General features: G+C 53.2%; 13 protein-coding genes. 10 read left to right on the top strand and 3 right to left on the bottom strand.

The window, feature by feature from the left end; genetic code table 11:
* Positions 1–255: 255 nt before the first annotated feature.
* Together KKH3_RS14195 and KKH3_RS14190 are read left to right on the top strand one after the other, a co-directional pair.
* Positions 256–9828: an Ig-like domain-containing protein gene (locus tag KKH3_RS14195; RefSeq protein WP_425311643.1), complete on the top strand. Its 9573-nt coding sequence runs from the start codon at positions 256–258 to the stop codon at positions 9826–9828.
* Between the two features lie 65 nt (positions 9829–9893).
* Entirely contained in the window at positions 9894–10238 is a 345-nt protein-coding gene (locus KKH3_RS14190; RefSeq protein WP_039360752.1) for a hypothetical protein, read from the top strand.
* 123 nt (positions 10239–10361) lie between these two features.
* On the opposite strand, the gene lapD is transcribed toward KKH3_RS14190, so the two are convergent.
* Both lapD and lapG read right to left on the bottom strand, forming a co-directional pair.
* Entirely contained in the window at positions 10362–12314 is a 1953-nt protein-coding gene (gene lapD / locus KKH3_RS14185; protein ID WP_039360749.1) for a cyclic di-GMP receptor LapD, read from the bottom strand.
* Between the two features lie 9 nt (positions 12315–12323).
* Positions 12324–13013 (bottom strand): cysteine protease LapG, encoded by a 690-nt coding sequence (gene lapG / locus KKH3_RS14180; RefSeq protein ID WP_039360747.1) that lies wholly within the window; start codon positions 13011–13013, stop codon positions 12324–12326.
* Positions 13014–13165: 152 nt separating this feature from the next.
* On the opposite strand from lapG, the gene murQ reads away from it, so the two are divergent.
* From murQ to tadA, 3 genes are all read left to right on the top strand, one after another.
* Positions 13166–14092, top strand: coding sequence for an N-acetylmuramic acid 6-phosphate etherase (gene murQ / locus KKH3_RS14175; RefSeq protein ID WP_039360744.1), 927 nt, complete (start codon positions 13166–13168; stop codon positions 14090–14092).
* Positions 14093–14123: 31 nt separating this feature from the next.
* Positions 14124–14762, top strand: coding sequence for a phosphatidylglycerophosphatase C (gene yfhb, locus KKH3_RS14170; RefSeq protein WP_039360741.1), 639 nt, complete (start codon positions 14124–14126; stop codon positions 14760–14762).
* A gap of 90 nt (positions 14763–14852) precedes the next feature.
* The gene (tadA, locus tag KKH3_RS14165) at positions 14853–15368 is read left to right on the top strand and encodes a tRNA adenosine(34) deaminase TadA (RefSeq protein WP_072034535.1); all 516 of its coding nucleotides are present in this window, start codon (positions 14853–14855) and stop codon (positions 15366–15368) included.
* Between the two features lie 17 nt (positions 15369–15385).
* Here tadA and mltF read toward each other — a convergent pair whose 3' ends face one another.
* Positions 15386–16894, bottom strand: coding sequence for a membrane-bound lytic murein transglycosylase MltF (gene mltF, locus KKH3_RS14160; protein ID WP_039360737.1), 1509 nt, complete (start codon positions 16892–16894; stop codon positions 15386–15388).
* A gap of 216 nt (positions 16895–17110) precedes the next feature.
* On the opposite strand from mltF, the gene purL reads away from it, so the two are divergent.
* The 5 genes from purL to glnB all read left to right on the top strand — a co-directional run bounded on the left by purL (position 17111) and on the right by glnB (position 25820).
* Positions 17111–20998, top strand: coding sequence for a phosphoribosylformylglycinamidine synthase (purL, locus tag KKH3_RS14155; protein ID WP_039360735.1), 3888 nt, complete (start codon positions 17111–17113; stop codon positions 20996–20998).
* A 706-nt stretch (positions 20999–21704) separates the two neighbouring features.
* Positions 21705–23141 carry a sensor histidine kinase gene (locus tag KKH3_RS14150; protein ID WP_039360732.1) on the top strand — a complete coding sequence of 479 codons (1437 nt, stop codon included), beginning with the start codon at positions 21705–21707 and terminating at the stop codon, positions 23139–23141.
* An 18-nt stretch (positions 23142–23159) separates the two neighbouring features.
* Complete coding sequence (gene qseG / locus KKH3_RS14145) at positions 23160–24011, top strand: two-component system QseEF-associated lipoprotein QseG (protein WP_039360729.1); 852 nt, start codon at positions 23160–23162, stop codon at positions 24009–24011.
* Positions 24008–25345, top strand: a complete 1338-nt coding sequence (gene glrR, locus KKH3_RS14140) for a two-component system response regulator GlrR (RefSeq protein ID WP_039360727.1) — start codon at positions 24008–24010, stop codon at positions 25343–25345. Before qseG ends, glrR begins: the two co-directional genes overlap by 4 nt.
* A gap of 136 nt (positions 25346–25481) precedes the next feature.
* Positions 25482–25820 carry a nitrogen regulatory protein P-II gene (gene glnB / locus KKH3_RS14135; protein ID WP_015841221.1) on the top strand — a complete coding sequence of 113 codons (339 nt, stop codon included), beginning with the start codon at positions 25482–25484 and terminating at the stop codon, positions 25818–25820.
* Positions 25821–25884: the final 64 nt, after the last annotated feature.

The following is a 25884-nucleotide window of genomic DNA, read 5'->3' as shown; positions in this document are numbered from 1 at the left end:
AGAAGAACGCGAATATGAGAAAAATAAGAGTTACTCTAAATGAGTAAAGTTCTGGAAAGAATATTCTGAATTTTTTATTATATCGGTCATTGAGTCAAGCGTTTGACGCATAACGACAGCACTATCGTAACGCTTTTTTTCATAAAATGTCAGGACGACACACAGCAAATCAACCTTATCAGGATGATAGCAAAAATCTATAGCCGCAATATCGCCACATTATAAAAATAATTATAGATATCAAGGAGAAAGAATTTGAACGGTGTGATTGGTGTCATTAAATTCGTTATTGGACAAGTTTTTATCGTCGCGCTTGATGGAAGCCAAAGATTGCTGGTTGCTGGCGATCGAGTTTACAGCGGTGAAGAGGTCGTGACCGGCGCTAACGGCGCGGTTTCAATCACATTACCGGATGGCAAAACATTGGATCTGGGGCGCGATAGCCGCTGGAGCGATATTAGTAATGCGTCTTCTCAGACAAATACGGATGTCGCCGGCGATGTCGCTGCTATACAAGATGCTATTGCTCAGGGCGCCGACCCAACGCAAGTATTAGAAGCTACTGCCGCGGGTAATGATGACACTGGAGAGGCGGGTGACGGCGGTGGTGGGCATTTCAATCCAGCGGTAATTCTGGATTTAACCGCCGAAGTCGTTACGACCACCATTGGTTATGATACCGCGAGCGCATCGCTTACTGACCAAGCTTTATCCGTTCCGGATGGCGTAGATTCATCCACGTTGCTGACTACAGCAGTGGATACCACCACCACTCCCCCTTCTGTCACTATTGTCATAAACAGTGATGGCACAATCAGTTTCGTTTTCACAACACCGCCCGTTGGTTTTGACCTCAGTGATATCACCGTCACAAATGGTTCGGTAACGAATCTGGTGCAGGATCCTAACGATCCTACTCGCTGGACGGCGACATTGACGCCAACTGCCAATTTTGAGGGAGAAGTCCGCGTCAGCATTCCTGACGGCAGCTACACCGATGCTGCGGGCATTCCTGGTACGGGTGGAAGTGAAACGATAACGGTCGATACCTTACCCCCTGTCGCCTCAATTTCTGTCGATGATGTCACGTCGGATAACGTCATTAATGCCAGCGAATCGGGTCAGACCATTGCGGTGACCGGTCAGGTGGGTAATGAAGTTCAGGCTGGCGATGCGATCACGGTGACTGTTGGTACCGAGATCTACCAGACCACCGTCAATGCGGATGGCAAAACCTGGAGCGTGAATGTTCCCGGTTCTGTGCTGGCCGCGAATGGTGATATCTCTGCGACCGTCACTACCCGTGATACCGCAGGTAACGCCACCACCGCCAATACGACTCATGCCTATGGTGTTGATACGGTTGCGCCAACCGCCTCGATTACTATTGATAATGTTACGTCCGATAATGTCATCAATGCTACCGAGTCCGGTCAGACGCTTGCGGTGACTGGTCAGGTGGGTAATGAGGTCAAAGCGGGCGACGCGGTTACCGTTAAAGTCGGTACCGAAACCTATCAGACAACGGTGAATACCGATGGCAAAACCTGGAGCGTGAACGTTCCGGGTTCTGTTCTTGCCGCCAACGGCGATATCTCCGCTACAGTGACGACCCGCGATACCGCAGGCAATGTCACCACAGCGAACACCAGCCATGCTTATGGTGTCGATACCGTTGCGCCAACCGCCTCAATTACTATCGATGATGTCACGTCGGATAACGTTATCAATGCCAGCGAGTCCGGCCAGACGATTGCCGTGACGGGTAAAGTCGATAACGATGTAAAAGCAGGCGATGCGGTTACCGTTAAAGTCGGCACCGAGACTTACCAGACGACAGTCAATGCTGATGGTAAAACCTGGAGTGTGAACGTTCCGGGTTCTGTGCTGGCAGTGAATGGTGATGTGAGTGCTACGGTCACTACTCGTGATGCCGCGGGTAACGTCACCACTGCAAACACCAGCCACGCTTATGGTGTAGATACCGTTGCGCCAACTGCCTCAATTACTATCGATGATGTCACGTCCGATAACGTGATTAATGCCAGCGAATCCGGCCAAACCATTGCCGTGACCGGTAAAGTCGATAACGATGTGAAAGCAGGCGATGCGATCACGGTGATTGTTGGCACCGAAACCTACCAGACGACGGTGAATGCGGATGGCAAAACCTGGAGCGTTAACGTTCCCGGTTCGGTACTGGCCGCAAACAGCGATGTGAGCGCGACTGTCACTACTCGCGATACCGCAGGCAATATCACGACCGCGAACACCAGCCACGCGTATGGTGTCGATACCGTTGCGCCAGTGGCCTCAATCTCTATCGATGATGTCACGTCCGATAACGTGATTAACGCCAGCGAATCGGGTCAGACGATTGCGGTCACCGGTAAAGTTGGCAATGAAGTTAAAGCGGGCGATGCGATCACGGTGACCGTTGGTACCGAGACCTATCAGACAACGGTGAATGCGGATGGCAAAACCTGGAGCGTGAATGTTCCGGGATCTGTGCTGGCAGCCAATAGCGATGTGAGTGCTACGGTCACTACTCGTGATGCTGCGGGTAACGCCACTACCGCCAATACTTCTCATGCTTACGGTGTCGATACCGTTGCGCCAGTGGCATCAATCTCTATCGATGATGTCACGTCCGATAACGTGATTAACGCCAGTGAATCCGGCCAGACAATCTCCGTGACGGGGCAAGTCGGCAACGAAGTCAAAGCGGGTGACGCGGTTACGGTGACTGTTGGTACCGAGACCTACCAGACCACCGTCAATGCGGATGGCAAAACCTGGAGCGTCAATGTACCGGATTCGGTGTTGGCCGCCAACGGTGATGTGGGTGCTACGGTCACTACGCGTGATGCAGCAGGTAACGCCACTACCGCTAATACGACTCATGCTTACGGTGTGGACACCGTTGCGCCAGTGGCATCAATCTCTATCGACAATGTCACGTCCGATAACGTCATCAATGCCAGCGAGTCCGGTCAGACCATTGCCGTGACGGGTAAAGTCGATAACGACGTGAAGGCTGGGGATGCGGTTACCGTTAAAGTCGGTACCGAAACCTACCAGACGACCGTCAATGCGGATGGTAAAACCTGGAGCGTGAACGTGCCGGGCTCTGTATTAGCCGCCAATGGCGATGTGAGTGCTACCGTCACCACGCGCGATACGGCAGGCAACGTCACGACGGCTAACACGACTCATGCTTATGGTGTCGATACGGTGGCACCAACGGCATCAATATCTATCGACGATGTGACGTCGGATAACGTGATTAATGCCGCCGAGTCCGGCCAGACCATTGCCGTGACGGGTAAAGTTGATAACGACGTCAAAGCCGGTGATGCGGTTACTGTTAAAGTCGGTACCGAAACGTACCAGACCACGGTCAATGCAGATGGCAAAACCTGGAGTGTGAATATTCCGGGTGCTGTGCTGGCCGCGAATGGTGATGTGAGTGCTACCGTCACGACGCGTGATGCAGCAGGTAACGTCACCACGGCTAACACCAGCCACGCTTATGGTGTAGATACCGTTGCGCCAACCGCCTCAATTACTATTGATAATGTCACGTCCGATAACGTCATCAACGCGACCGAGTCCGGTCAGACGATTGCGGTCACCGGTCAGGTGGGCAATGAAGTCAAAGCGGGCGACGCGATCACGGTGACTGTTGGCTCCGAGACCTATCAGACCACGGTGAATACCGATGGTAAAACCTGGAGCGTCAACGTTCCGGGATCGGTGCTGGCCGCGAATGGTGATATCTCTGCGATCGTCACTACCCGTGATACCGCAGGCAATGTCACCACTGCAAATACCATCCACGCTTATGGCGTTGATACGGTTGCGCCAACCGCCTCGATCTTTGTCGATAATGTCACGTCAGATAATGTCATCAATGCCAGCGAGTCTGGCCAGACGATTGCGGTCACCGGTCAGGTCGGCAATGAAGTCAAAGCGGGCGACGCTATTACGGTTAAAGTCGGCACGGAAACCTATCAGACCACCGTCAATACGGATGGCAAAACCTGGAGTGTGAACGTTCCCGGTTCGGTACTGGCCGCAAACAGCGATGTGAGTGCAACTGTCACTACTCGCGATACCGCAGGCAACATCAGCACTGCGAACACCAGCCACGCTTATGGCGTGGATACCGTTGCGCCAACAGCCTCTATCTCTATTGATGATGTCACGTCAGATAATGTCATCAATGCCAGTGAATCCGGCCAGACGATTGCGGTCACCGGTCAGGTCGGCAATGAAGTTAAAGCGGGCGATGCGATCACGGTGACTGTTGGTACCGAGACCTACCAGACCACCGTCAATGCTGATGGCAAAACCTGGAGTGTGAACGTTCCGGGTTCGGTACTGGCCGCGAACAGCGATGTGAGTGCGACCGTCACCACCCTTGATGCCGCGGGTAACGCCACTACCGCCAATACTTCTCATGCTTACGGTGTAGATACCGTTGCGCCAATCGCCTCAATTTCTATTGATGATGTCACGTCAGATAATGTCATCAATGCCAGCGAGTCCGGCCAGACGATTGCGGTCACTGGTCAGGTAGGCAATGAAGTGAAAGCGGGTGACGCGGTTACGGTGACTGTTGGTACCGAGACCTATCAGACCACCGTCAATGCGGATGGTAAAACCTGGAGCGTGAACGTTCCCGGTTCGGTACTGGCCGCAAACAGCGATGTGAGTGCGACCGTGACCACGCGTGATACCGCAGGTAACGCCACTACCGCCAATACTTCTCACGCTTACGGTGTAGATACCATTGCGCCAACCGCCTCAATTACTATTGATAATGTCACGTCCGATAACGTCATCAACGCGACCGAGTCCGGTCAGACTATCGCGGTGACCGGTCAGGTGGGTAATGAGGTCAACGCGGGCGATGCGATCACGGTGACTGTTGGTACCGAGACTTACCAGACCACGGTGACGGGTAACGTTACTACAGCGAACACGAATCACACTTACGGTGTGGATACCGTTGCGCCAACGGCGTCTATCTCTATTGATGATGTCACCACTGACAATGTCATCAATGCCAGCGAGTCCGGTCAGACCATTGCCGTGACGGGTAAAGTCGATAACGACGTGAAGGCTGGGGATGCGGTTACCGTAAAAGTCGGTACCGAAACGTACCAGACCACGGTCAATGCTGATGGTAAAACCTGGAGCGTCAACGTTCCGGGTTCTATTCTTGCCGCCAACGGCGATATCTCCGCTACAGTGACTACCCGCGATACCGCAGGCAATATCACCACTGCGAACACCAGCCACGCGTATGGTGTCGATACCGTTGCGCCAACCGCCTCTATCTCTATCGATGATGTCACCGCTGACAATATGATTAACGCCAGCGAGTCCGGCCAGACCATTGCGGTGACTGGTCAGGTCGGCAATGAAGTTCAGGCTGGCGATGCGATCACGGTGACAGTTGGTACCGAGACCTATCAGACAACGGTGAATGCGGATGGCAAAACCTGGAGCGTGAACATTCCGGGTTCGGTACTGGCCGCCAATGGTGATGTGAGTGCGACGGTGACCACGCGCGATACGGCAGGCAATATCACGATCGCGAACACCAGTCATGCTTACGGTGTAGATACCGTTGCGCCAACCGCCTCTATCTCTATCGATGATGTCACCGCTGACAATGTGATCAATGTCAGTGAATCCGGTCAGACGATAGCGGTGACGGGTAAAGTCGATAACGACGTCAAAGCCGGCGACGCGGTTACCGTTAAAGTCGGTACCGAAACCTATCAGACCACGGTGAATACCGACGGCAAGACCTGGAGTGTCAACGTACCGGGTTCAGTGCTTGCAGCAAACGGTGATGTGAGTGCGACTGTCACTACTCGCGATACGGTAGGCAATATCACCACTGCGAACACTAGCCACACTTATGGCGTGGACACGGTTGCACCAACCGCGTCTATCTCTATTGATGATGTCACCGCTGACAATGTCATCAATGCCAGTGAATCCGGCCAGACAATTGCCGTGACGGGTAAAGTCGATAACGATGTAAAAGCAGGCGATGCGGTTACCGTTAAAGTCGGCACCGAGACCTATCAGACCACGGTGAATGCGGATGGCAAAACCTGGAGCGTGAATGTTCTGGGTTCTGTGCTGGCAGCCAATGGTGATGTGAGTGCTACGGTCACTACTCGCGATACCGCAGGCAACGTCACCACAGCTAACACGAATCATGCCTATGGTGTCGATACCGTTGCACCGGTTGCCTCAATTTCTATTGATGATGTCACCGCTGACAATGTGATCAATGCCAGCGAGTCCGGCCAGACTATTGCGGTGACCGGTAAAGTTGGTAATGAGGTCAAAGTTGGCGACGTAGTGACCGTGAAAATCGGCACTGAAACGTATCAGACAACAGTGAATACCGATGGCAAAACCTGGAGTATCAACGTTCAGGGATCCTTGCTGGCTGCCAATAGTGACATTAACGCCAGCGTAACTACGCGCGATACGGCGGGGAATGCCACCACCGCGAATACCCATCATGTCTACAGTGTGGATACGACTGCCCCAGAAATTGATATTACGAATTTCGCCGGTAACGATGGCTATGTCAGCTTGAGTGAGTCGAAAAACGCCGTAGTCAGTGGTACCAGCAACGAGAATAAGGTCGATCTGGTCTTTACCGATGTGAATGGTAAATCGGTTACGCTACATGACGTGCCCGTGACGAACGGAAAATGGCAGACAAATGTCGATCTGAGCACGTTAGCGGAAGGCAAGATTACTGCTGGGGCGACGGCGACCGATGCAGCAGGTAATCAGGCACATGATAACAGTCAGGCCATCATGGATATTACGCCGCCAGCCGCACACAACAACACGGTGTCGGGTACAGAAGATACACCGCTGCACATTGGCTGGAGCGATCTGGGTGTATCGAACGATACCACAAGCATCGTGATTTCATCTCTGCCGCCTGCCAGCGTTGGCACGCTCTATTTTAACGATAGCGGGAGTTGGAAAGCGGTCACCGCTGGGCAAACTTTTACGGCGGGCAACACCGATCTACGCTTTACACCAGCGAGTAATGTCTCAGGCGCAGCGCTGGGGGATATTGGTTATCGGCCTGTCGATAGTGCTGGTAATACGGGCGATAACGCTGCGTTGCATATTGGTATTGCGGCAGTAGCGGATGCACCGGTAGTGAGCCTGAGCATCACCAGTGGCGCGACAACACCGACCTCTGCGGAAATTATTAAGGTCAATGGCGGTAGCGCTAATGGTGGCTTCGACGTACAAAATGGGAAAATTGTCGCCGTGGGCAACGGTGTCCGCGTTTGGCTGACCGAAGGGGATCCGGTACCTACTGTAGTCGGCACCGGTAAAGTGGCGTACTACAGTCAGGGCAATACCAGTGGGGACGGCAGCTATAGCGATATCTTTGTTGTGCATTCCAACAGTGGGTATTTCTATAGACAGAGTGATTGGGCGGCCGATCGCAAAGATCATCGCGATCTGGATTCGTTTAACGGTAACCGGACGAGTAACGGCAGTAGTGCACATTCCGACTATGTGTTCGTCATGAAAGAGACGGGTTACACCTATAACGCAACCTATAGCACGAACAATAATCAGGATACATCGGTTAACACGCTGGACGGGCTGAAGGTCAATTATACCGATGGCAGCGGCAAGTCAGGCTCGTTTACCTCGCAGGTCAGCAACAATATTGAAGGCGTTATCTATAGCGACGGCACAACATACACGCCGGGTACTAATAGCGCGACGGTGGAAACGGTGCCCGGTCAGGCCGGTACACAAACGCATACGCTTGATGTTTCGGCAGCACTGACTGACCGCGACGGTAGTGAAACCCTGTCAGGGATTACGCTCACAGGGATCCCGAAAGGAACGGTGCTGACTGACCACATTAACAATGTGACGTATACCGTTGGAGACGATGGCGCGTATCTCATCAAAAATGCCAACAACGCCCAGACGCTGGCAGGGAAGATCACCCTTGAAGTCCCTGTTGATGCGGGTAAGTTCAACGTGGTGGCGCAGGCGACATCGACGGAAATTGCTAACCATGATACGGCGACCAGCTACTCTGCTGGCGGTGTTGAACAGTATGGAATGAGTATCGGTACCGTCGGTGATGACAGCATGTCCGGCACGCATAGCCACGATCTGATGGTGGCGGATGTGTCTGGTTTGCAGATCATTGAAGGGCAGAATTACAACATTGCGTTTATGGTCGACTCATCCGGCAGTATGTCGTCAACGGATATCGAAAGTACACGTACGTCGTTAAGTAATGTGTTCAAAAGTCTGATCAACAGCGCTAGCGGTGTGAATTCCGGTACGGTGAACGTTTTTCTCGCTGACTTTGATACGCAGGTGGGGAAAACCATCTCCGTAAATCTGAATGATACCAATGCGCTGAATAAGCTGACTGCCGTATTGAATTCAATGGTCGGGGGATCGGCTTCAGGAGGCGGAACCAACTACGAAGATGTATTCAAGACAACGGCGAACTGGTTCCAGAGCGATACGGTGAAAAAGAATGTGGGAAATAACCTGACGTATTTTATTACCGATGGTGAGCCGACCTACTATCAAACCAATGAATCCAATGAAGTACGCGTGAGTGACTGGTGGCAGTCGCTGAACATCGACAATATTACCTACACCCCTGGGCAGTCTTATTCTATGGATGTTCGCGGTGCCGTCCGTGAAGTCATTGATAGAAAAGGAAACGTCTATCAGTATGCCTGGAGCGATAAGAGTAATAAAGTCGTCGGGACAGTCATTGGGCAAGTACACGCGCAGGGGGATGGAACGTATGAAATCTCCTCTTTGGGCGGCGTGGGTAATAACAGCAGCTACTGGGCGCAGGACTACCGCGGCAACTGGTATTGGGTGGATAACTCAGGCAATCGCGATGTCAGTAACACGAATGCGGCTCAGGCCTTCAGTTTGCTGAAGAAGCAGTCAACCATTGAAGCGATCGGTATTGGTGCGGATTTACATGGCGATACGTTGAAACTCTACGACACGGATGGCGTGGTTCAGGATCATATTGACCCATCTAACCTTAATAAAGCGATTCTGGGCAGCAGCGAGTCGATACATGCAGGTAATGATCAGCTAAATGGCGGGTTAGGGAATGACATTCTGTTCGGCGATGTCGTGTCGTTTCCTAATATCGACGGCAATGGTATCACCGCCTTGCAGAATTACATCGGCAAGCAGTTAGGTATGCAAACCGGTGTACCCACTGCGAAAGAGATGCATAGCTACATTGCAACGCACAGCGCCGAGTTTGATCTGTCGTCGGCGAACGATGGCAATGACACACTCAGCGGTGGAGCAGGGAATGATATTCTTTTCGGGCAGGGCGGAAACGATACGCTGATTGGCGGAGAGGGTAACGACCTACTTTATGGCGGTAGCGGAGACGACATCCTGATTGGTGGCGCGGGGGGCGATACGCTCATCGGCGGTGCGGGCGCGGATACCTTTAAGTGGCAGGCAGGCGATATTGGCAACGATGTGATCAAAGACTTTAATGCCAAAGAGGGTGACCGGATTGATTTAAGCGATCTGGTTGGCGAACTGGAGGAAGGAACCGATATCAGCCGCTATATTCGTATCACCGATAATCAGGGTTCACCGACGATTGAAGTGAGCACGGCGGGGAACTTTACGGAGGATAAAGGCGGAACGGTTGCAGTGTCGATTACCTTGGAACATTATAACGGCGCATTACCGTCGCTGGAGAGTCTGGTCAGCAAGCCTGAATCGTCTAGCTGACAGGAAAGGGGAAAAGGAGCCGATCTGGCTCCTGTCTTTATCAAAAACTTAAAAGGTCTCCGAAAATGTTTTATATCCAGCGCGACAGTGATGGCCACCTGATGAAGGTAGAGCAGAGCCCTTTTCCTGAAATGAATGGCGAGTTACCTGATGATTCGCGTGAGGCGCAGGCCTGGTTCCGCAGCCATCAGGCAGCGATGTCCAGCCTTCAGCAACTGCGGCAAAGCGATCTGGAAATGGTGCGCGTGCTGGAGGATTTAATTCAGGTTTTGATTCAAAAAGGCGTAGTGAGCATTACCGATTTCCCTCAGGCGGCACAGCTGAAGTTGATCAACCGTGCGCAGGCGCGTGAAGCGTTGAATGGCGGATTAAACAAGCTGATTGGCGACGATGAAGAGACGATGTTTTGAAGAAATGATGTTGTAGAGAGAGGATATCTTAGCGTCGATCCCTGCTTTTCATTATGGCTCCGGCTTCTCAATCTTGTCGTGAGAAGCCGGGGCGTTAAGGCCGTTAGCTAAAACGATGTTGCATCAGACTCTGACCGCGGGTGCCGGTTCACCCAGCAGCCGTCCCATCGCTCCCTGCAATCCCATCTCCTGAAGCACTTTAAGCTCACCGGCGGTTTCAACACGTTCAGCGATAAGCGGCAGCGCAATACTGTTGGTGGCGCGATACAGCGCTTCGATAAACATTTGCTTATCGTCTTCCTGATCGATGTTGCGGATGTAGCTGCCATCGACTTTCAGATAAGCCAGCCCCCATTGGGACAGATTGCCAATCATATTAAAGCGCCCACCAAAATGTTGTAGCCCCAGCGCACAGCCATGCTCATTCAGCAGCTTGATTAAGGCTTCCAATTGGGCGCTGTCTGGCAATTGGTTCTCATCCAGCTCCAGAATCAGTCGTCTGGCAACGTCAGGCTGATGCTTCAATGGGGCAAGCAGATCGGCGAGCAGATGAAGATTCAGGACTGTGGTGCCGGACAGGCTTAGCGCCAGATTGCCGTCGTGCCGACGGAGATAGTCCAGCACTTCGCGCAGCATCGTTTGATCCAGACGGGTATCCCAGCCAAAGCGTTGAATCCACGGTAGGAAGCGACCTGCGGCGATACTGTTACCTTGCGCATCCTGAATGCGAGCCAGTACCTTGTGATGTAACACTTGGCTGGGATCGTCACAGGCGACGACCGGTTGCAGGAAAAGCTGCAAGCGTTCCTGTTCCAGAATAGGATCGAGCAGGTTAAACCACCTATGGCGATCGGTTTCGAGCTGTTCGGTACTGACGGATGGAATCTCGTGAGGCGCGCTGGTATCGGTATCGCTTTCGGCTCTCGTGAGCGCCTGATCGCCCTGAATAAACAGGGATTGCGCGGTGTCTCCGGGTCGGAAAGGCACCATGCCGAATTGGGCGACAGGGGAGACATCGGTTTCGCCTGTCAGATGCAACGTTTCAATGTTGCGCGTCAGTTCGCCAATCAGCGCATAGGCTTCTTTATCGACCAGCCCTGGGCAGAACAGCGCAAATTCTCCGCCACGGATACGTGCCAGAAGGCTCTCAGCATTCGTATGCTGCTTTTGCGTTTTACGCAGGATATGCCCGACGGAGGCTAATAGCGCATCGGTACGCTGACCGCCCAACCGCTGGTTCATTCCCGCCAGATCCTGCACGCGAATCATGATAAGAAAGCCGGGCGCGGTTTCTTCATCGGCCAGTTTGTCGTTGAACTGCATGTCAAACGCGCGGCGGTTATTCAATCCAGTCTGAGGATCCTGATAGGCTTCCTGACGTAGGCGCTCGCTTCGCTCCGCTTCCTCTTCGAACAGCGTTTTGAGCTTGCTGACCATCAGGTTCATCGCCTGCGCGACGCGGCGAAATTCGGGCGTATTGGGTAAATCTGGCTGGCTAAGGAATTCACGACGGGTAATCGCCAGCGACTGGTCGACGATATAATCGAGCGGGCGTAGCTGGCGGCGCAGGAACAGTGCACCGAGGAACACGCCCAGCGTGCCACAGCCGAGCAGCCACAGGAAAGAGGCCGTACTGCTGCGCCACAGTCGAGTCACCGCGAACATCGGATGGCTGACAACTTCGACTTTTGCCGCCTGTTCCCAGCCGCGCATCACGATGGCTTCGCCCGCGCCGGGTTGCAGGTTCACTAACTGAACAAACCAGCGCGGCACGTCAGGGATATCTGGCGATGCGGTGCGTTCCAACGTGACGTTGCCGGTTTTTAAATCCCGCACGCGAATACTGGAAAAATAGCCGCTGTCGAAAATTGAGCTGACCATCAGCTCTACCATCGCCGGGTCATCGATGTTCGGCGTCAGGGAAAGCCCCAATGCGGTCGCGGCATCCTGCGCGTGAGAGTGAAGCTGGTTATTGTACTGTTCACGCGAATTTTCCAGGCTGACGAAGAAACTCCCGCTGAAAATAATTAGCACAAACAGGCAGATGGCTATCAGTAATTGTTTGTATAGAGACATAGCCTACCCTTACTCCTCAATTGAAAACCCTTCGGCACGCATTTTGGTTAAGACATCCTGCCAGCGTGAAAGTCGCTTACTGTCACCGACACGTTTGTTGCTGCCGCTCGCGCCCGGCAACCAGAGGCCACCGCCATTAAAGGCATACACCGGCACTAAATCATTGCGCTCTGTCGCAGGTTGGATCTTGTCGGTCAGATTATCCAGCACCAGTGGAATCGAGGTCGGCGTGGGATAATAGGTTAGCACCATATGTGCTTTATTCAGACGTAGGGCTTTAACATAAGTAATACGTAATTTATCCGCCGAAACGCCTAAATGGCGCAGCGTAAAATACTTGGCGAGCGCATAATCCTCGCAGTCCCCGGCACCTTTACGCAGTGCTTCAATCGGTGTAGCCCAGTAATCTTCCTGATTCCAGACAACAATATCATCGCGAAACAGCATACGGTCATTGAAAAATTGATTCACGCTGCTCAGCAGAGCCTTTTCTTCTTTATTACGGGAATTGACTAACAGCGTCTGCCATTCATCTATTCGGCGGCGGGCATCGGGCGTTGCCGGGCCATAAAGCTGCTCGGTCCGCTGATTAATGGTAATAAAATCCCAGTCCGCACGTAGGGAACCCGCCAGCAGAAACAGCAGACAGCTAATAAAGAAAAGCCTGTAACTGGAGAGTCTGAACCCGGGGAGCAGCACTGAGGTTTCTCTGTTTACCTTGCGAGATGAATGTGGAGCGTGAATTCGATGCAGAATAGCGTACTTTCCTAGGTCTCAAAAGCAGTATAGTGGTGAAAATGATTGTTTGTCATAAGCGTATAGCGCGCTGATATAAAGCATGAGGTAGCTGAATGCGTTCAGATGTGATGGATGGAAAGAACCTTAATTTAGGGACGCTGGTTTCCGAAACTCGGAATCCGGCCACGATGGCGCTGGATCAGCTCTCTACGCTGGAAATGATGCATGCGTTTAATCAGGAAGATCGGAAAGTGCCTGAAGCCATTGCGCTGGTTTTACCCGCGATTGTCGAGGCTGTCGATCTGGCTGCGGCGTCGTTGCAGGAAGGCGGACGGCTGATCTATCTGGGGGCGGGAACCAGCGGCCGTTTGGGGGTGCTGGATGCCTCAGAGTGCCCGCCGACGTTTGGCGTACCGCACGGGCTGGTTATCGGCCTGATTGCTGGTGGGCCGGGCGCACTGCTGAAGGCGGTTGAAGGGGCGGAAGACGATCCCGCACTCGGTGAGGCGGACCTAAAAGCGCTGAATTTAACCGCTGTGGATATGGTTGTCGGCCTTGCGGCATCAGGCCGAACGCCGTATGTGATTGGCGCTTTACGCTATGCGCACAACGTTGGCTGCCGGACGGCGGCGATCTCCTGCAATCCGCATTCGCCCATTGCACAAGAAGCACAGGTGGCGATTTCTCCCGTGGTTGGCCCGGAAGCGTTAACTGGCTCGACGCGGTTGAAGTCAGGAACGGCGCAAAAATTGGTCCTAAATATGATTTCTACCGGCGCAATGGTTAAGCTGGGGAAGGTGTACCAGAATTTGATGGTTGATGTGAAGGCAACCAACGTGAAGCTGTTGGACCGGGCTTGCCGCATCGTCGTTGAAGCAACGGGGGCTGATCGGGAGCAAGCGCAGCAGGCGCTGGTACAGGCGGATAATGAGGTTAAGCCTGCAATTTTGATGCTTCTGGCTAATATTGACGTGGGAGCGGCGCGTGAGCGTCTGAAACAACACAACGGTTATCTGCGTGAGGCGCTAATTGGCGGATAAGATTATCTTGGTGTAAGTCGGGAGAAACGTTTTGAGTGATAAGCGAGAGCAACGCATTGTTTTTTTTGATCTGGATGGCACGTTGCATCAGCAGGACATGTTTGGCAGCTTTTTGCGTTTTTTACTTCGTCGGTTGCCGTTAAATCTTGTTCTGGTTATCCCGCTATTACCGATTATCGGGCTGGGGTTATTGATTCGTGGTCGCGCGGCTCGATGGCCGATGAGCTGGCTGCTATGGGCGATTACGTTTGGGCGTGATGAAGATGAGCTGGTTCAACTGGAAAAGCAGTTTGTCGGCGAGTTTCGTCATGATGTCATTCCGTTTCCGCAGGTTCAGCAGCGGCTGAAAACCTATCTTGAAGACAGCGAGGCACAGGTCTGGCTGGTGACTGGGTCGCCGCAGCGGCTGGTGGAACAGGTCTATCATGATTCGCCTTTTCTGCCCGGCGTGCGCCTGATGGGAAGCCAGATTACACGCCGCTATGGCGGCTGGGTATTAACGCTGCGCTGTCTGGGACATGAAAAAGTGACGCAGATGGAGCAGCGTTTGGGCGCGCCGCTCAAACTCTACAGCGGCTATAGCGACAGTAAGCAAGACAATCCGCTGCTCTATTTCTGTGAGCATCGCTGGCGCGTGACGCCCGAAGGCAGCCTGCAACAGTTGGAGTAACGCCTTCAATACGCCATCCATATAGGTATAATGCGCCGCCAAAATGGCAAGTAAAATAGCCTTAATGAGATAGGTTCTAAGTGAGGAAACGTGAGTAGCCCGCGTAATGATGAATACTGGATGCGCCATGCATTGACGCTGGCTCAGCGTGCTCAAGATGAAGGTGAGGTGCCAGTTGGCGCGGTGCTGGTGCTGGATAACGAGGCGATCGGCGAAGGGTGGAACCGGCCGATTGGGCATCACGATCCTACCGCGCACGCTGAGATTATGGCGTTACGGCAGGGAGGGCTGGTGTTGCAGAACTACCGTCTACTGGAGACAACGCTGTATGTCACGCTGGAGCCATGCATCATGTGTGCGGGCGCGATGATACACAGCCGTATTGGCCGTTTGGTTTACGGTGCGTCAGATGAGAAAACGGGGGCGGCGGGGTCGCTGGTGGACATTCTGCGACACCCCGGCATGAATCATCAGATCATGATTGAATCCGGCATTCTGGCGGATGAATGCTCCGCAACGCTCAGCGCATTCTTTCGGCTGCGACGTGAGCAGCATAAAGCCCGTCGGGCGGCAGAAAAAAATGAAAAAAACGCCGCGCAGGAGTAGCGGCGTTTTATGCAGGTTTATTCCGGTACTTTGCTGAACGGAACCGCCGGATAGCCTTGTGCGATCTGGGTTTGCTGCTGCGCTTTGGCTTCTTTTTCTATCAGGTAACCTTCCAGACTCACCATATAACGCCGAATGTTTTCCACGTAGTTATAGGCTTCATGTCCGCGCGCGTAGCCGTAGGTGGTTTGCGTGTAATAGCGTTTCTGGCTCAGCATCGGCAGGCGCATTTTCACATCAACCCAACTGTCGGGGTTTCCCTTCTGTTTTTCTGTCAATTTACGCGCATCAAGCAGATGGGCGTACCCCATGTTGTAGGACGCCAGCGCAAACCAGATTTTTTCATCTTCTGGGATAGTGTCCGGCATTTTCTGCATCATATGCGACATATATTGCGCGCCGCCGCGAATGCTTTGCTCCGGGTCGACCCGATCGGTGACGTTCAGGCTTTCTGCCGTGTTACGCGTGAGCATCATCAGCCCGCGCACGCCGGTAGGGGAGGTCGCCAGCGGGTTCCAGTGTGATTCCTGATAGGAGATAGCGGCCAGCAGCTTCCAGTCGATATCGGTGGCATATTTTTCAAACAGCGGGCGCAGGTCCGGCAGTGTTTCATCAATCGCGCTCAGGAACGTGGTGGTATCGACATAGTCAAATTCGCCAACATGGCCGAGATACTTCTCCTCCAGACGTGCGAGCGTACCGTCTTCGACAATCTGGCTGAAGAAATCCAGCAGCGCGGCGGACAGGCTATCATCGTGTGAACGTCGCATATACCAGGTAACAGGTTCTTCATCGCTGAGATCGAAGGCGACGGCGAGCTGCGGATGAATTCGCTGCATTAAGCCAATGGTGACCGAATCACCCAGCGTATAGTCCAGTTTGCCGTCGGCAACCTGCTTCAGTAAGTCCTGCGTGCTCTGATCGGAAGCCGACTCCCAGTTTAGCTGCGGATATTTTTCTGCTTTTAGATCGCGCAAGGTAGCGGCGTGGGCAGAACCCGACGTTACGACGAGGCGGCCTTGCAGCTTATCCAGCGTTTTTGGGCGAGGTGAACCAAGGCGGTACACTATCTGCTGTGAAATGGAATAGTAGGTTGGGCCGGCGCGGAAACGTTCCAGACGCTCGCGGTTGTAGATCAGTCCGGCAGCCAGCAGGTCTGCATCATCACTGTCCAGATCGTCGAACAGCTCGTCAAGATTTTTGCGTGACGAAACCACCAGCTTTACGCCGAGGTAATCGGCGAACCGTTTTGCCAGTTCATAGTCCAGACCTGTTGGGGATCCGTTGCTCATTGCATAAGTCAGCGGTGAGTTGACCGTGCTGATACGCAACTCACCGCGTGAGAGGATCTGCCTGAGCTGTACATCCTGGCTACTGCGCCAGGGAATACTAGGCCATAGCGCTAACGCCAGCAGTAACGTGATAATCCCGATGAAAAAATAATTTAATTTTAAAGGCTTCAAATAGTTATCTCTCGGTGGCCGTGTGGCCAGGCTGTCTGTAACGGCAGTTTTTTTATACGTCATTTCCCAGAGTGGGGGCATTTTGCTTAACAAACCGCCAGTGTGCAACTTTTATTGATTTGGTCACCGATTAATCATTCGTCGGACGCGAAGTGAAATTATCGCCACGCAAACGGTTTCGTCCGAGGGAAGGATTCTCTATAATATGCGCGTTTCCCCCCTGTTGTGCCCAATGGCTGTATCGCAGCCAGTGCATCGAAGACGAGAGAACTTTAGATTATGGAAATACTGCGTGGTTCACCTGCTTTATCGGCTTTTCGTATTAATAAATTGCTGGTCCGCTGCAAAGAGCACGTTTTGCCGGTCAGCGATATCTATGCTGAATACGTACATTTCGCCGATGTCAGCGCCCCGCTGAACAACGATGAACAGGCCAAACTGACACGTTTGCTGAAGTATGGTCCTTCTCTCGCGGAGCACGAGCCGCAAGGCCATCTGTTACTGGTCACGCCGCGTCCCGGCACGATTTCACCGTGGTCTTCCAAAGCAACGGATATCGCCCATAACTGTGGGTTAAGCAAAGTGCTGCGTCTGGAACGCGGTCTGGCTTTCTATATTCATGCGCCTACGCTGAGCGATGAACAGTGGCAGCAACTGGGGGCACTGCTGCATGACCGGATGATGGAAAGCGTATTTAGCGACCTGAAACAGGCCGAAGCGCTGTTCTCTCATCATCAACCTGCACCTTTCAAGCGCATCGAAATTCTGTTGCAAGGGCGTCAGGCGCTGGAAGAGGCGAACGTCCGTCTGGGGCTGGCATTGGCAGACGATGAAATTGATTATCTGCTGGAAGCCTTCACCAAACTGGGTCGTAACCCAACCGATATTGAACTGTATATGTTCGCACAGGCGAACTCTGAGCACTGTCGGCACAAGATTTTCAACGCGGATTGGGTGATTGACGGCGTCACTCAGCCGAAGTCACTGTTCAAAATGATCAAGAACACCTTTGAACACACGCCCGATCACGTTCTCTCCGCCTATAAAGATAATGCCGCCGTCATGGAAGGCTCCGCCGTCGGCCGTTTTTACACCGATACCAACGGACAATATGATTACCATCAGGAAGATGCCCATATCCTGATGAAGGTTGAAACGCATAACCACCCAACCGCCATTTCACCGTGGCCGGGCGCAGCAACAGGATCCGGCGGTGAAATCCGTGACGAAGGCGCGACAGGTCGTGGCTCCAAACCGAAAGCGGGTCTGGTCGGCTTCTCCGTATCGAACCTGCGCATTCCAGGCTTTATTCAGCCGTGGGAAGAAGAAGAGTTCGGCAAGCCAGAGCGTATTGTCAGCGCGTTGGATATCATGACCGAAGGCCCACTGGGCGGCGCGGCATTCAACAACGAATTCGGCCGTCCTGCACTGACGGGCTATTTCCGTACTTATGAAGAGCGTATCGATAGCCACAACGGCACAGAGGTGCGCGGCTACCATAAACCGATCATGCTGGCGGGCGGCATTGGTAACATTCGCGCCGATCACGTCAAAAAAGGCGAAATTAGCGTCGGGGCCAAACTGATTGTACTGGGCGGGCCGTCGATGAATATTGGTCTGGGCGGCGGGGCAGCCTCTTCTATGGCATCGGGTCAGTCCGATGCGGATCTGGATTTTGCTTCTGTACAGCGTGATAACCCGGAAATGGAACGTCGCTGTCAGGAAGTGATCGACCGCTGCTGGCAATTGGGTGAAGCCAACCCGATCTTATTTATCCATGATGTTGGTGCAGGTGGTCTGTCCAACGCAATGCCAGAGCTGGTGAGCGACGGTGGTCGTGGTGGTCGCTTTGAACTGCGCGATATTCTGAACGATGAGCCGGGCATGAGCCCGTTGGAAGTCTGGTGTAACGAATCGCAGGAGCGCTACGTTCTGGCTGTTGCGCCAGAACAGCTGGCACAGTTTGATGAAATTTGCCGCCGCGAACGAGCCCCTTATGCGGTGATTGGTGAAGCGACGGAAGAACTGCATCTGACGATGAACGATCGTCACTTCAACAACCAGCCTATCGACTTACCGCTGGATGTGCTGCTGGGCAAAACGCCGAAGATGCTGCGTGACGTTGAGCGCAAGCAGGTAGAAGGCACGCCGCTACAGCGTGATGAAATCTACCTGGCTGAAGCGGTTGAGCGCGTGCTGCATTTGCCTGTTGTCGCTGAAAAAACCTTCCTGATCACCATTGGTGACCGCTCTGTTACCGGTATGGTGGCACGCGATCAGATGGTCGGCCCGTGGCAGGTGCCGGTGGCTGACTGTGCGGTGACCACCGCCAGCCTTGATAGCTATTACGGCGAGGCGATGTCTATCGGTGAACGTGCGCCCGTTGCGCTGCGTAACTTTGCGGCCTCCGCACGTTTGGCCGTGGGTGAGGCGCTGACGAACATTGCGGCCACGCATATTGGCCCGCTGACTCGCGTGAAGCTGTCTGCTAACTGGATGGCGGCAGCAGGCCACCCGGGCGAAGACGCCGGACTGTACGATGCGGTGAAAGCCGTGGGTGAGGAACTATGCCCGGCGCTGGGTCTGACGATCCCAGTGGGTAAAGACTCCATGTCGATGAAAACCCGCTGGCAGGAAGAGGGCGAAGATCGCGCGGTAACCTCGCCGATGTCGCTGGTGATCTCTGCGTTTGCTCGCGTGGAAGACGTGCGTAACACGGTAACGCCACAGCTGCGTACCGGACAGGATAATGCACTGTTGCTGATCGATCTGGGTGCAGGCAATAAAGCACTGGGCGCGACGGCGCTGGCGCAGGTTTACCGCCAGTTGGGTCGTAAGACGGCAGATGTTCATAGTCCAGAGCAACTGGCAGGCTTCTTTAATGCCATGCAACAGCTGGTCGCGGACAAAGCGCTTCTGGCCTACCACGACCGTTCAGACGGTGGTCTGTTGGTTACGCTGGCTGAGATGGCGTTTGCCGGACACTGTGGCGTGACAGTTGATATCGCGTCTCAGGGTGAGGATACGCTGGCGACGCTGTTTAACGAAGAACTTGGCGCAGTCATTCAGATTCCTGCTGCCCGTCGTGCGGAAGTGGAAGCGGTTCTGGCGATGCATGGTTTGGCAGACTGCGTGCACTACCTCGGTCATGCTGAAGAAGGAACGCGTTTCACCATCAATCAGGGTGCAGAAGCGATCTATCAGGAAAGCCGTTCAACGCTGCGTCGCTGGTGGGCTGAAACCAGCTGGCAGATGCAGCGCCTGCGTGATAACCCGCAGTGTGCCGATCAGGAACATATCGCCAGACAGGATGATAACGACCCTGGCCTGAACGTGTCGCTGACCTTCGATCCGCAGGAAGATATCGCCGCGCCTTATATTGCTAAAAATGTCCGCCCTAAAGTGGCGGTCCTGCGTGAGCAGGGTGTGAACTCTCATGTAGAAATGGCAGCGGCGTTCCACCGTGCGGGCTTTGATGCCATCGACATCCATATGAGTGACCTGCTAGCAAATCGCCGTAACTTGCAGGATTTCCAGGCGCTGGTGGCGTGTGGCGGTTTCTCTTATGGTGATGTGCTGGGTGCGGGTGAAGGCTGGGCTAAATCCATTCTGTTCAACTCTCGCGTGCGTGATGAATTCGCGGAATTCTTCTTGCGTCCACAGACGCTGGCGCTGGGCGTGTGTAACGGCTGTCAGATGATGTCGAACCTACGTGAACTGATTCCTGGTGCCGATCTCTGGCCGCGTTTTGTCCGCAATAAATCCGATCGCTTTGAAGCGCGCTTCAGTCTGGTCGAAGTGGAGAAAAGCCCGTCTCTGTTCATGAATGACATGGCAGGATCGCGCATGCCGATTGCCGTTTCACACGGCGAAGGGCAGGTTGAAGTCCGCGACGATGCGCATTTGGCGGCGATTGAAGAATACGGTCTGGTGGCGCTGCGTTATATCAACCACTACGGTCAGGTAGCCGAGAACTATCCGGCTAACCCGAATGGCTCGCCAAACGGTATTACGGCAGTGACCAGCACCAGCGGTCGGGCAACCGTCATGATGCCGCACCCTGAGCGTGTGTTCCGTACCGTCAGTAACTCTTGGCACCCAGAAGAGTGGGGCGAGGATGGTCCGTGGATGCGTATGTTCCGCAACGCGCGCAGACAGCTGGGCTAAGTTAAAGTCAGTAAAAGAAAGGAGCTTCGGCTCCTTTTTTACGTCTGTTTTCTCTGTTTGTCGTTTTTTTGCGACGGACTGATTTTTTGATGTCTCTAATTGGTGACATTTAACTTTTTGATTTATATGAGTGATGTTGCCGCGTCATAAAGCTGTCTGTTTTTAGCGACATAAATCGTCTCTTTAGCGTGTATTTCCGTTATTCGCATTCTTAACTATGTATTTACTAGTGATGTTTAAATTAAAATGTATTAATAATCAGTGTGTTGTGTTGTTTTTTTTCAAAGTTGGCATGCGAAGTGCATTTTAATGAGAGTTGCTCATTCAACTGGTTATGATTGCGTTGCTGACTGGCAAATATTTTCGCTCATAACATCTGGAATGATGCCAAAAGAAAGGGTGCCTATCGTCCACCAGACCGATAACCGTACGTGAAAACGAACGTTATCAAGCATCGGGCGACACGTTGAGTGAGGCACCGCCTATTCAGTTACGCGGCCAGAGGGAGCGATTCTTCTGGCCGCGCCACGTTTCATATCCGCCACATCCCCCAGAGAATCCCCCTCGATCGCTTTTACGGCGTTACTTTTTACGTCGTTACATGGGGATTCATGCCGTATTGCGAAGCATTGCGCATGTCGTAAGGGAAAACGTTGAACTTTTATAAGACTCAGTTAGCATCAGAGCGGATTCGATAGGTAACGAGATGATTTCTTTGAAACGATGGCGTTTATTCCCGCGTTCTCTGCGGCAATTAGTAATTATGGCGTTCTTGCTGGTTTTGCTGCCGCTGTTGGTACTGGCCTATCAGGCTTATCAAAGCCTGAACATGCTGAGCGAACAGGCTGCGGATATTAACCGGACAACGCTGACGGATGCCCGCCGCAGTGAAGCGATGACCAGCGTCGCGCTGGCGATGGAACGTAGCTATCGGCAATACTGCGTATTGGACGATCAGACGTTGGCGACGCTCTATCAGAACCAACGTAAACAGTATTTGCAAATGCTGGATTCTCACGCGCAGGTACTGCCCGATCCCCGCTATTACCAGACGTTACGTCAGTTCCTGACTCAGCTTGGCGAAATACGCTGCCATAACAGTGGCCCAGAGCAAACGGCGTCCAGCCTGCTGGAAGGGTTCTCTCGCGCCAATGGACAAATGGTGCAGGTAACGCGTGACGTTGTTTTCTCCCGCGGGCAACAGCTCCAGCAGGCTATTTCCGAACGCGGCCAGTTCTTTGGCTGGCAGGCGCTGCTCTTGTTTCTGGTCAGCGTGCTGTTGGTCGTCCTCTTTACGCGGATGATCATTGGGCCGGTTAATGGCGTGGAGCGGATGATCAACCGCCTTGGCGAAGGTCGCTCGCTGGGCAACACCAGCACTTTCAAGGGGCCGCGTGAGATTCGAACACTGGCGCAGCGCATTATCTGGCTGAGCGAGCGTTTGTCCTGGCTGGAGTCGCAGCGACATGAGTTTTTACGCCATATTTCCCATGAGCTGAAAACGCCGCTGGCGAGTCTGCGTGAAGGCACCGAATTGCTGGCTGATGAGGTGGTCGGTCCGCTGACTGCCGATCAGAAAGAGGTGGTCGCTATTCTTGATAGCAGCAGCCGCCATCTGCTACAGCTGATCGATCAACTGTTGGACTATAATCGCAAGTTGGCGGATACGCCGACCGAGCTGGAGCGGGTTGAAATCGAAGAGATCGTCGATATTGTCGTGTCGTCCCATAGCTTACCAGCCCGCGCCAAAATGATTCATACCGATGTGACGCTGGCCGTTGAGCACTGTTGGGCAGAGACGACGCTGTTGATGCGAGTGATTGATAATCTCTATTCCAATGCGGTGCACTACGGTAAGGAATCCGGTAACATTTGGATTTATAGCCGTCAGATTGGCAATCGCGTTCAGATTGATGTCGCCAACAATGGTACGCCCATTCCCGATGCAGAGCGGAGCATGATTTTTGAGCCCTTTTATCAGGGAAGCCATCAGCGCCGTGGTGCAGTCAAGGGAAGCGGATTGGGACTGAGCATCGCGCGTGATTGCATTCGTCGTATGCGTGGTGAGCTTAGCCTAATCACCGTGGACTATGCTGATGTGTGTTTTCGCATCGAGCTGCCCTTATTGTCCGATAACCAATAGTCCGAGAATGAATAAATAATGAATGTAGGGTTTATGAAGGGATGGCTTGCGAGCAGCGTATTTTCCCGTCTTTTGACGGCGGCGATTGTGTCATCGCCGCTCGTTTTGGCTGCGTGTAATAGCCATGTGAGCAGCGGCACGGCGTTGCTGGAAACAGAGGCAACACCGCCGAAAGAGCAGGTTGCCGATTTCCGTATCGCGCAATGTGAGCATCTGTGGCAGATAGACGATCGTGAATCCATGAATAACGCGCTTTACTGGTTACGGGCGATGGACTGTGCCGGGCGTTTGACTCAACTCCAGGCTCGTGAGGAAGCCGAGCTGGTTGCGGGAGATAGCTGGGACAGCGTGTTTAAACAGGGCATCCTGCTAGATAATGCTGGTATCACTCAGGCTGAACGCCGTCAGGTGCTGGAACAGATCAATTTATACCGTCTGGCTTTCCCTGCGGCGCTGCGCCCGCTAATGCAAACCTGGCGTGACAGACAAACGCTGTTTTTGGCGCTATCGGATGAGCGCCTGCGTTATAAGCGCTTGCAGGAATCCAGCGACAAACAGCTAGATGCCCTGCGTGTGCAGCAAAGTCACCTGCAATATCAGTTAGAAACGACCACGCAGAAACTGGAAAATTTGACGGATATTGAGCGCCAACTGTCGTCTCGTAAGCAACTGTCGGGGGAAATGCCAGATAACGACGGCGATCGTCGCGGGAGTTCCGGTGCGAATAGCGGGAGTGGGAATAAAGACGGTTCGCGCAATTCGGCAACGAAATCCAGAAATGAGCCAGTTGATGCGGATGATACCTATACGCCGCCGATGGAATCACATACGGACAAACCGACGACGAAGAAGGAGTCAACAAGACAATGACAGCCCGAAAAACGGCGAGTTTGTTGCTCGTGGATGATGACCCTAGCCTGCTGAAACTGTTGGGCATGCGCCTGACTAGCGAAGGATTTAGCGTGATGACGGCGGAGAGCGGCCAGGAGGCGCTGCGGCTGTTAACGCGCGAGACGTTCGATTTGGTGATCAGCGATCTCCGTATGGACGAAATGGATGGCATGGCGCTGTTTTCTGAAATTCAGCGCTATCAGCCGGGAATGCCGGTGATCATTTTAACCGCTCACGGTTCCATTCCCGATGCGGTTGCGGCTACGCAGCAGGGCGTATTTAGCTTTCTGACGAAGCCTGTCGACCGTGATGCGCTTTACAAAGCGATAGACGAAGCGCTGGCATTGTCCGCTCCGGCGGGCGATGAAAGCTGGCGTGAAACCATCGTGACGCGTAGCCCCATTATGCTGCGTCTGCTGGAACAGGCCAGAATGGTCGCGCAGTCGGACGTCAGCGTGCTAATTAATGGTCAAAGCGGAACCGGGAAAGAGGTGCTGGCTCAGGCCATTCATGCGGCGAGCCCGCGAGCGAAGAAAGCCTTTATTGCGATTAACTGTGGCGCGCTGCCGGAGCCATTGCTGGAATCGGAGCTGTTTGGCCATGCGAAAGGGGCTTTTACCGGTGCGGTCAGTAGCCGTGAAGGGCTTTTTCAGGCGGCGGAAGGCGGTACGCTGTTTTTAGATGAAATTGGCGATATGCCGCTGTCTTTACAAGTTAAGCTGCTACGTGTTTTACAGGAGCGAAAAGTCCGCCCGCTGGGTAGCAACCGTGATTTGGACATTGATGTGCGGATTATTTCCGCCACGCACCGTGATTTGCCGAAGGCGATGGAGAAGAACGAATTTCGTGAAGATCTCTATTATCGGCTCAATGTGGTGAACATGAAGCTGCCAGCGCTGCATGAACGTGCTGAAGATATCCCGATGCTGGCAAATCATCTGCTGCGTGAATCCGCTAATCGCCACAAGCCTTTTGTGCGCACCTTTTCAACCGATGCGATGAAGCGCTTGATGACGGCAAGCTGGCCGGGTAACGTGCGTCAACTGGTGAATGTCATCGAACAGTGTGTGGCATTGACCAGCGCACCAGTGATTAGCGATGCGTTGGTTGAACAAGCGCTGGAAGGTGAAAACACCGCGCTGCCAACGTTTGTTGAAGCACGTCATCAGTTTGAACTTAACTACCTGCGAAAACTATTACAGATCGCAAAGGGTAACGTGACGCAGGCCGCGCGAATGGCCGGGCGTAACCGAACGGAATTTTATAAACTGTTGGGTCGTCACGAGCTGGATGCCAACGATTTTAAAGACTAGTGCTGAGAGAGCGGGTCGCACGTCTACAGCGTGATGCCGGGTGGATATGGATGGATTGTCCGCCTGAGTTCTGACATGCTGTTCACTTGCTGATGCCCGGCTTTGGCCGCAACATAGATAACACAAAGGTTCCTCCATGAAGAAAATTGATGCGATTATTAAGCCGTTCAAACTGGACGATGTGCGTGAAGCGTTAGCTGAAGTGGGCATCACAGGGATGACGGTAACGGAAGTTAAAGGCTTTGGTCGTCAGAAAGGCCACACCGAGCTGTATCGTGGCGCAGAATACATGGTCGATTTTCTGCCAAAAGTAAAAATCGAAATTGTCGTAGCGGATGATATCGTCGATACCTGTGTGGAAACCATCACGCAAACTGCGCAAACGGGTAAAATCGGCGATGGTAAAATCTTTGTCTTTGACGTGGCACGCGTTGTCCGTATCCGTACCGGTGAAGAGGACGAAGAAGCGATTTAATCGTTTCGTCTCACCCGTCAATACCGCTTTAGAGGCCAGCCTGATGAGGGCTGGCTTCGTCACA

Source organism: Pectobacterium actinidiae, from assembly GCF_000803315.1.
GTDB lineage: Bacteria > Pseudomonadota > Gammaproteobacteria > Enterobacterales > Enterobacteriaceae > Pectobacterium > Pectobacterium actinidiae.
This window is presented reverse-complemented; position numbering and strand designations above follow the sequence as displayed.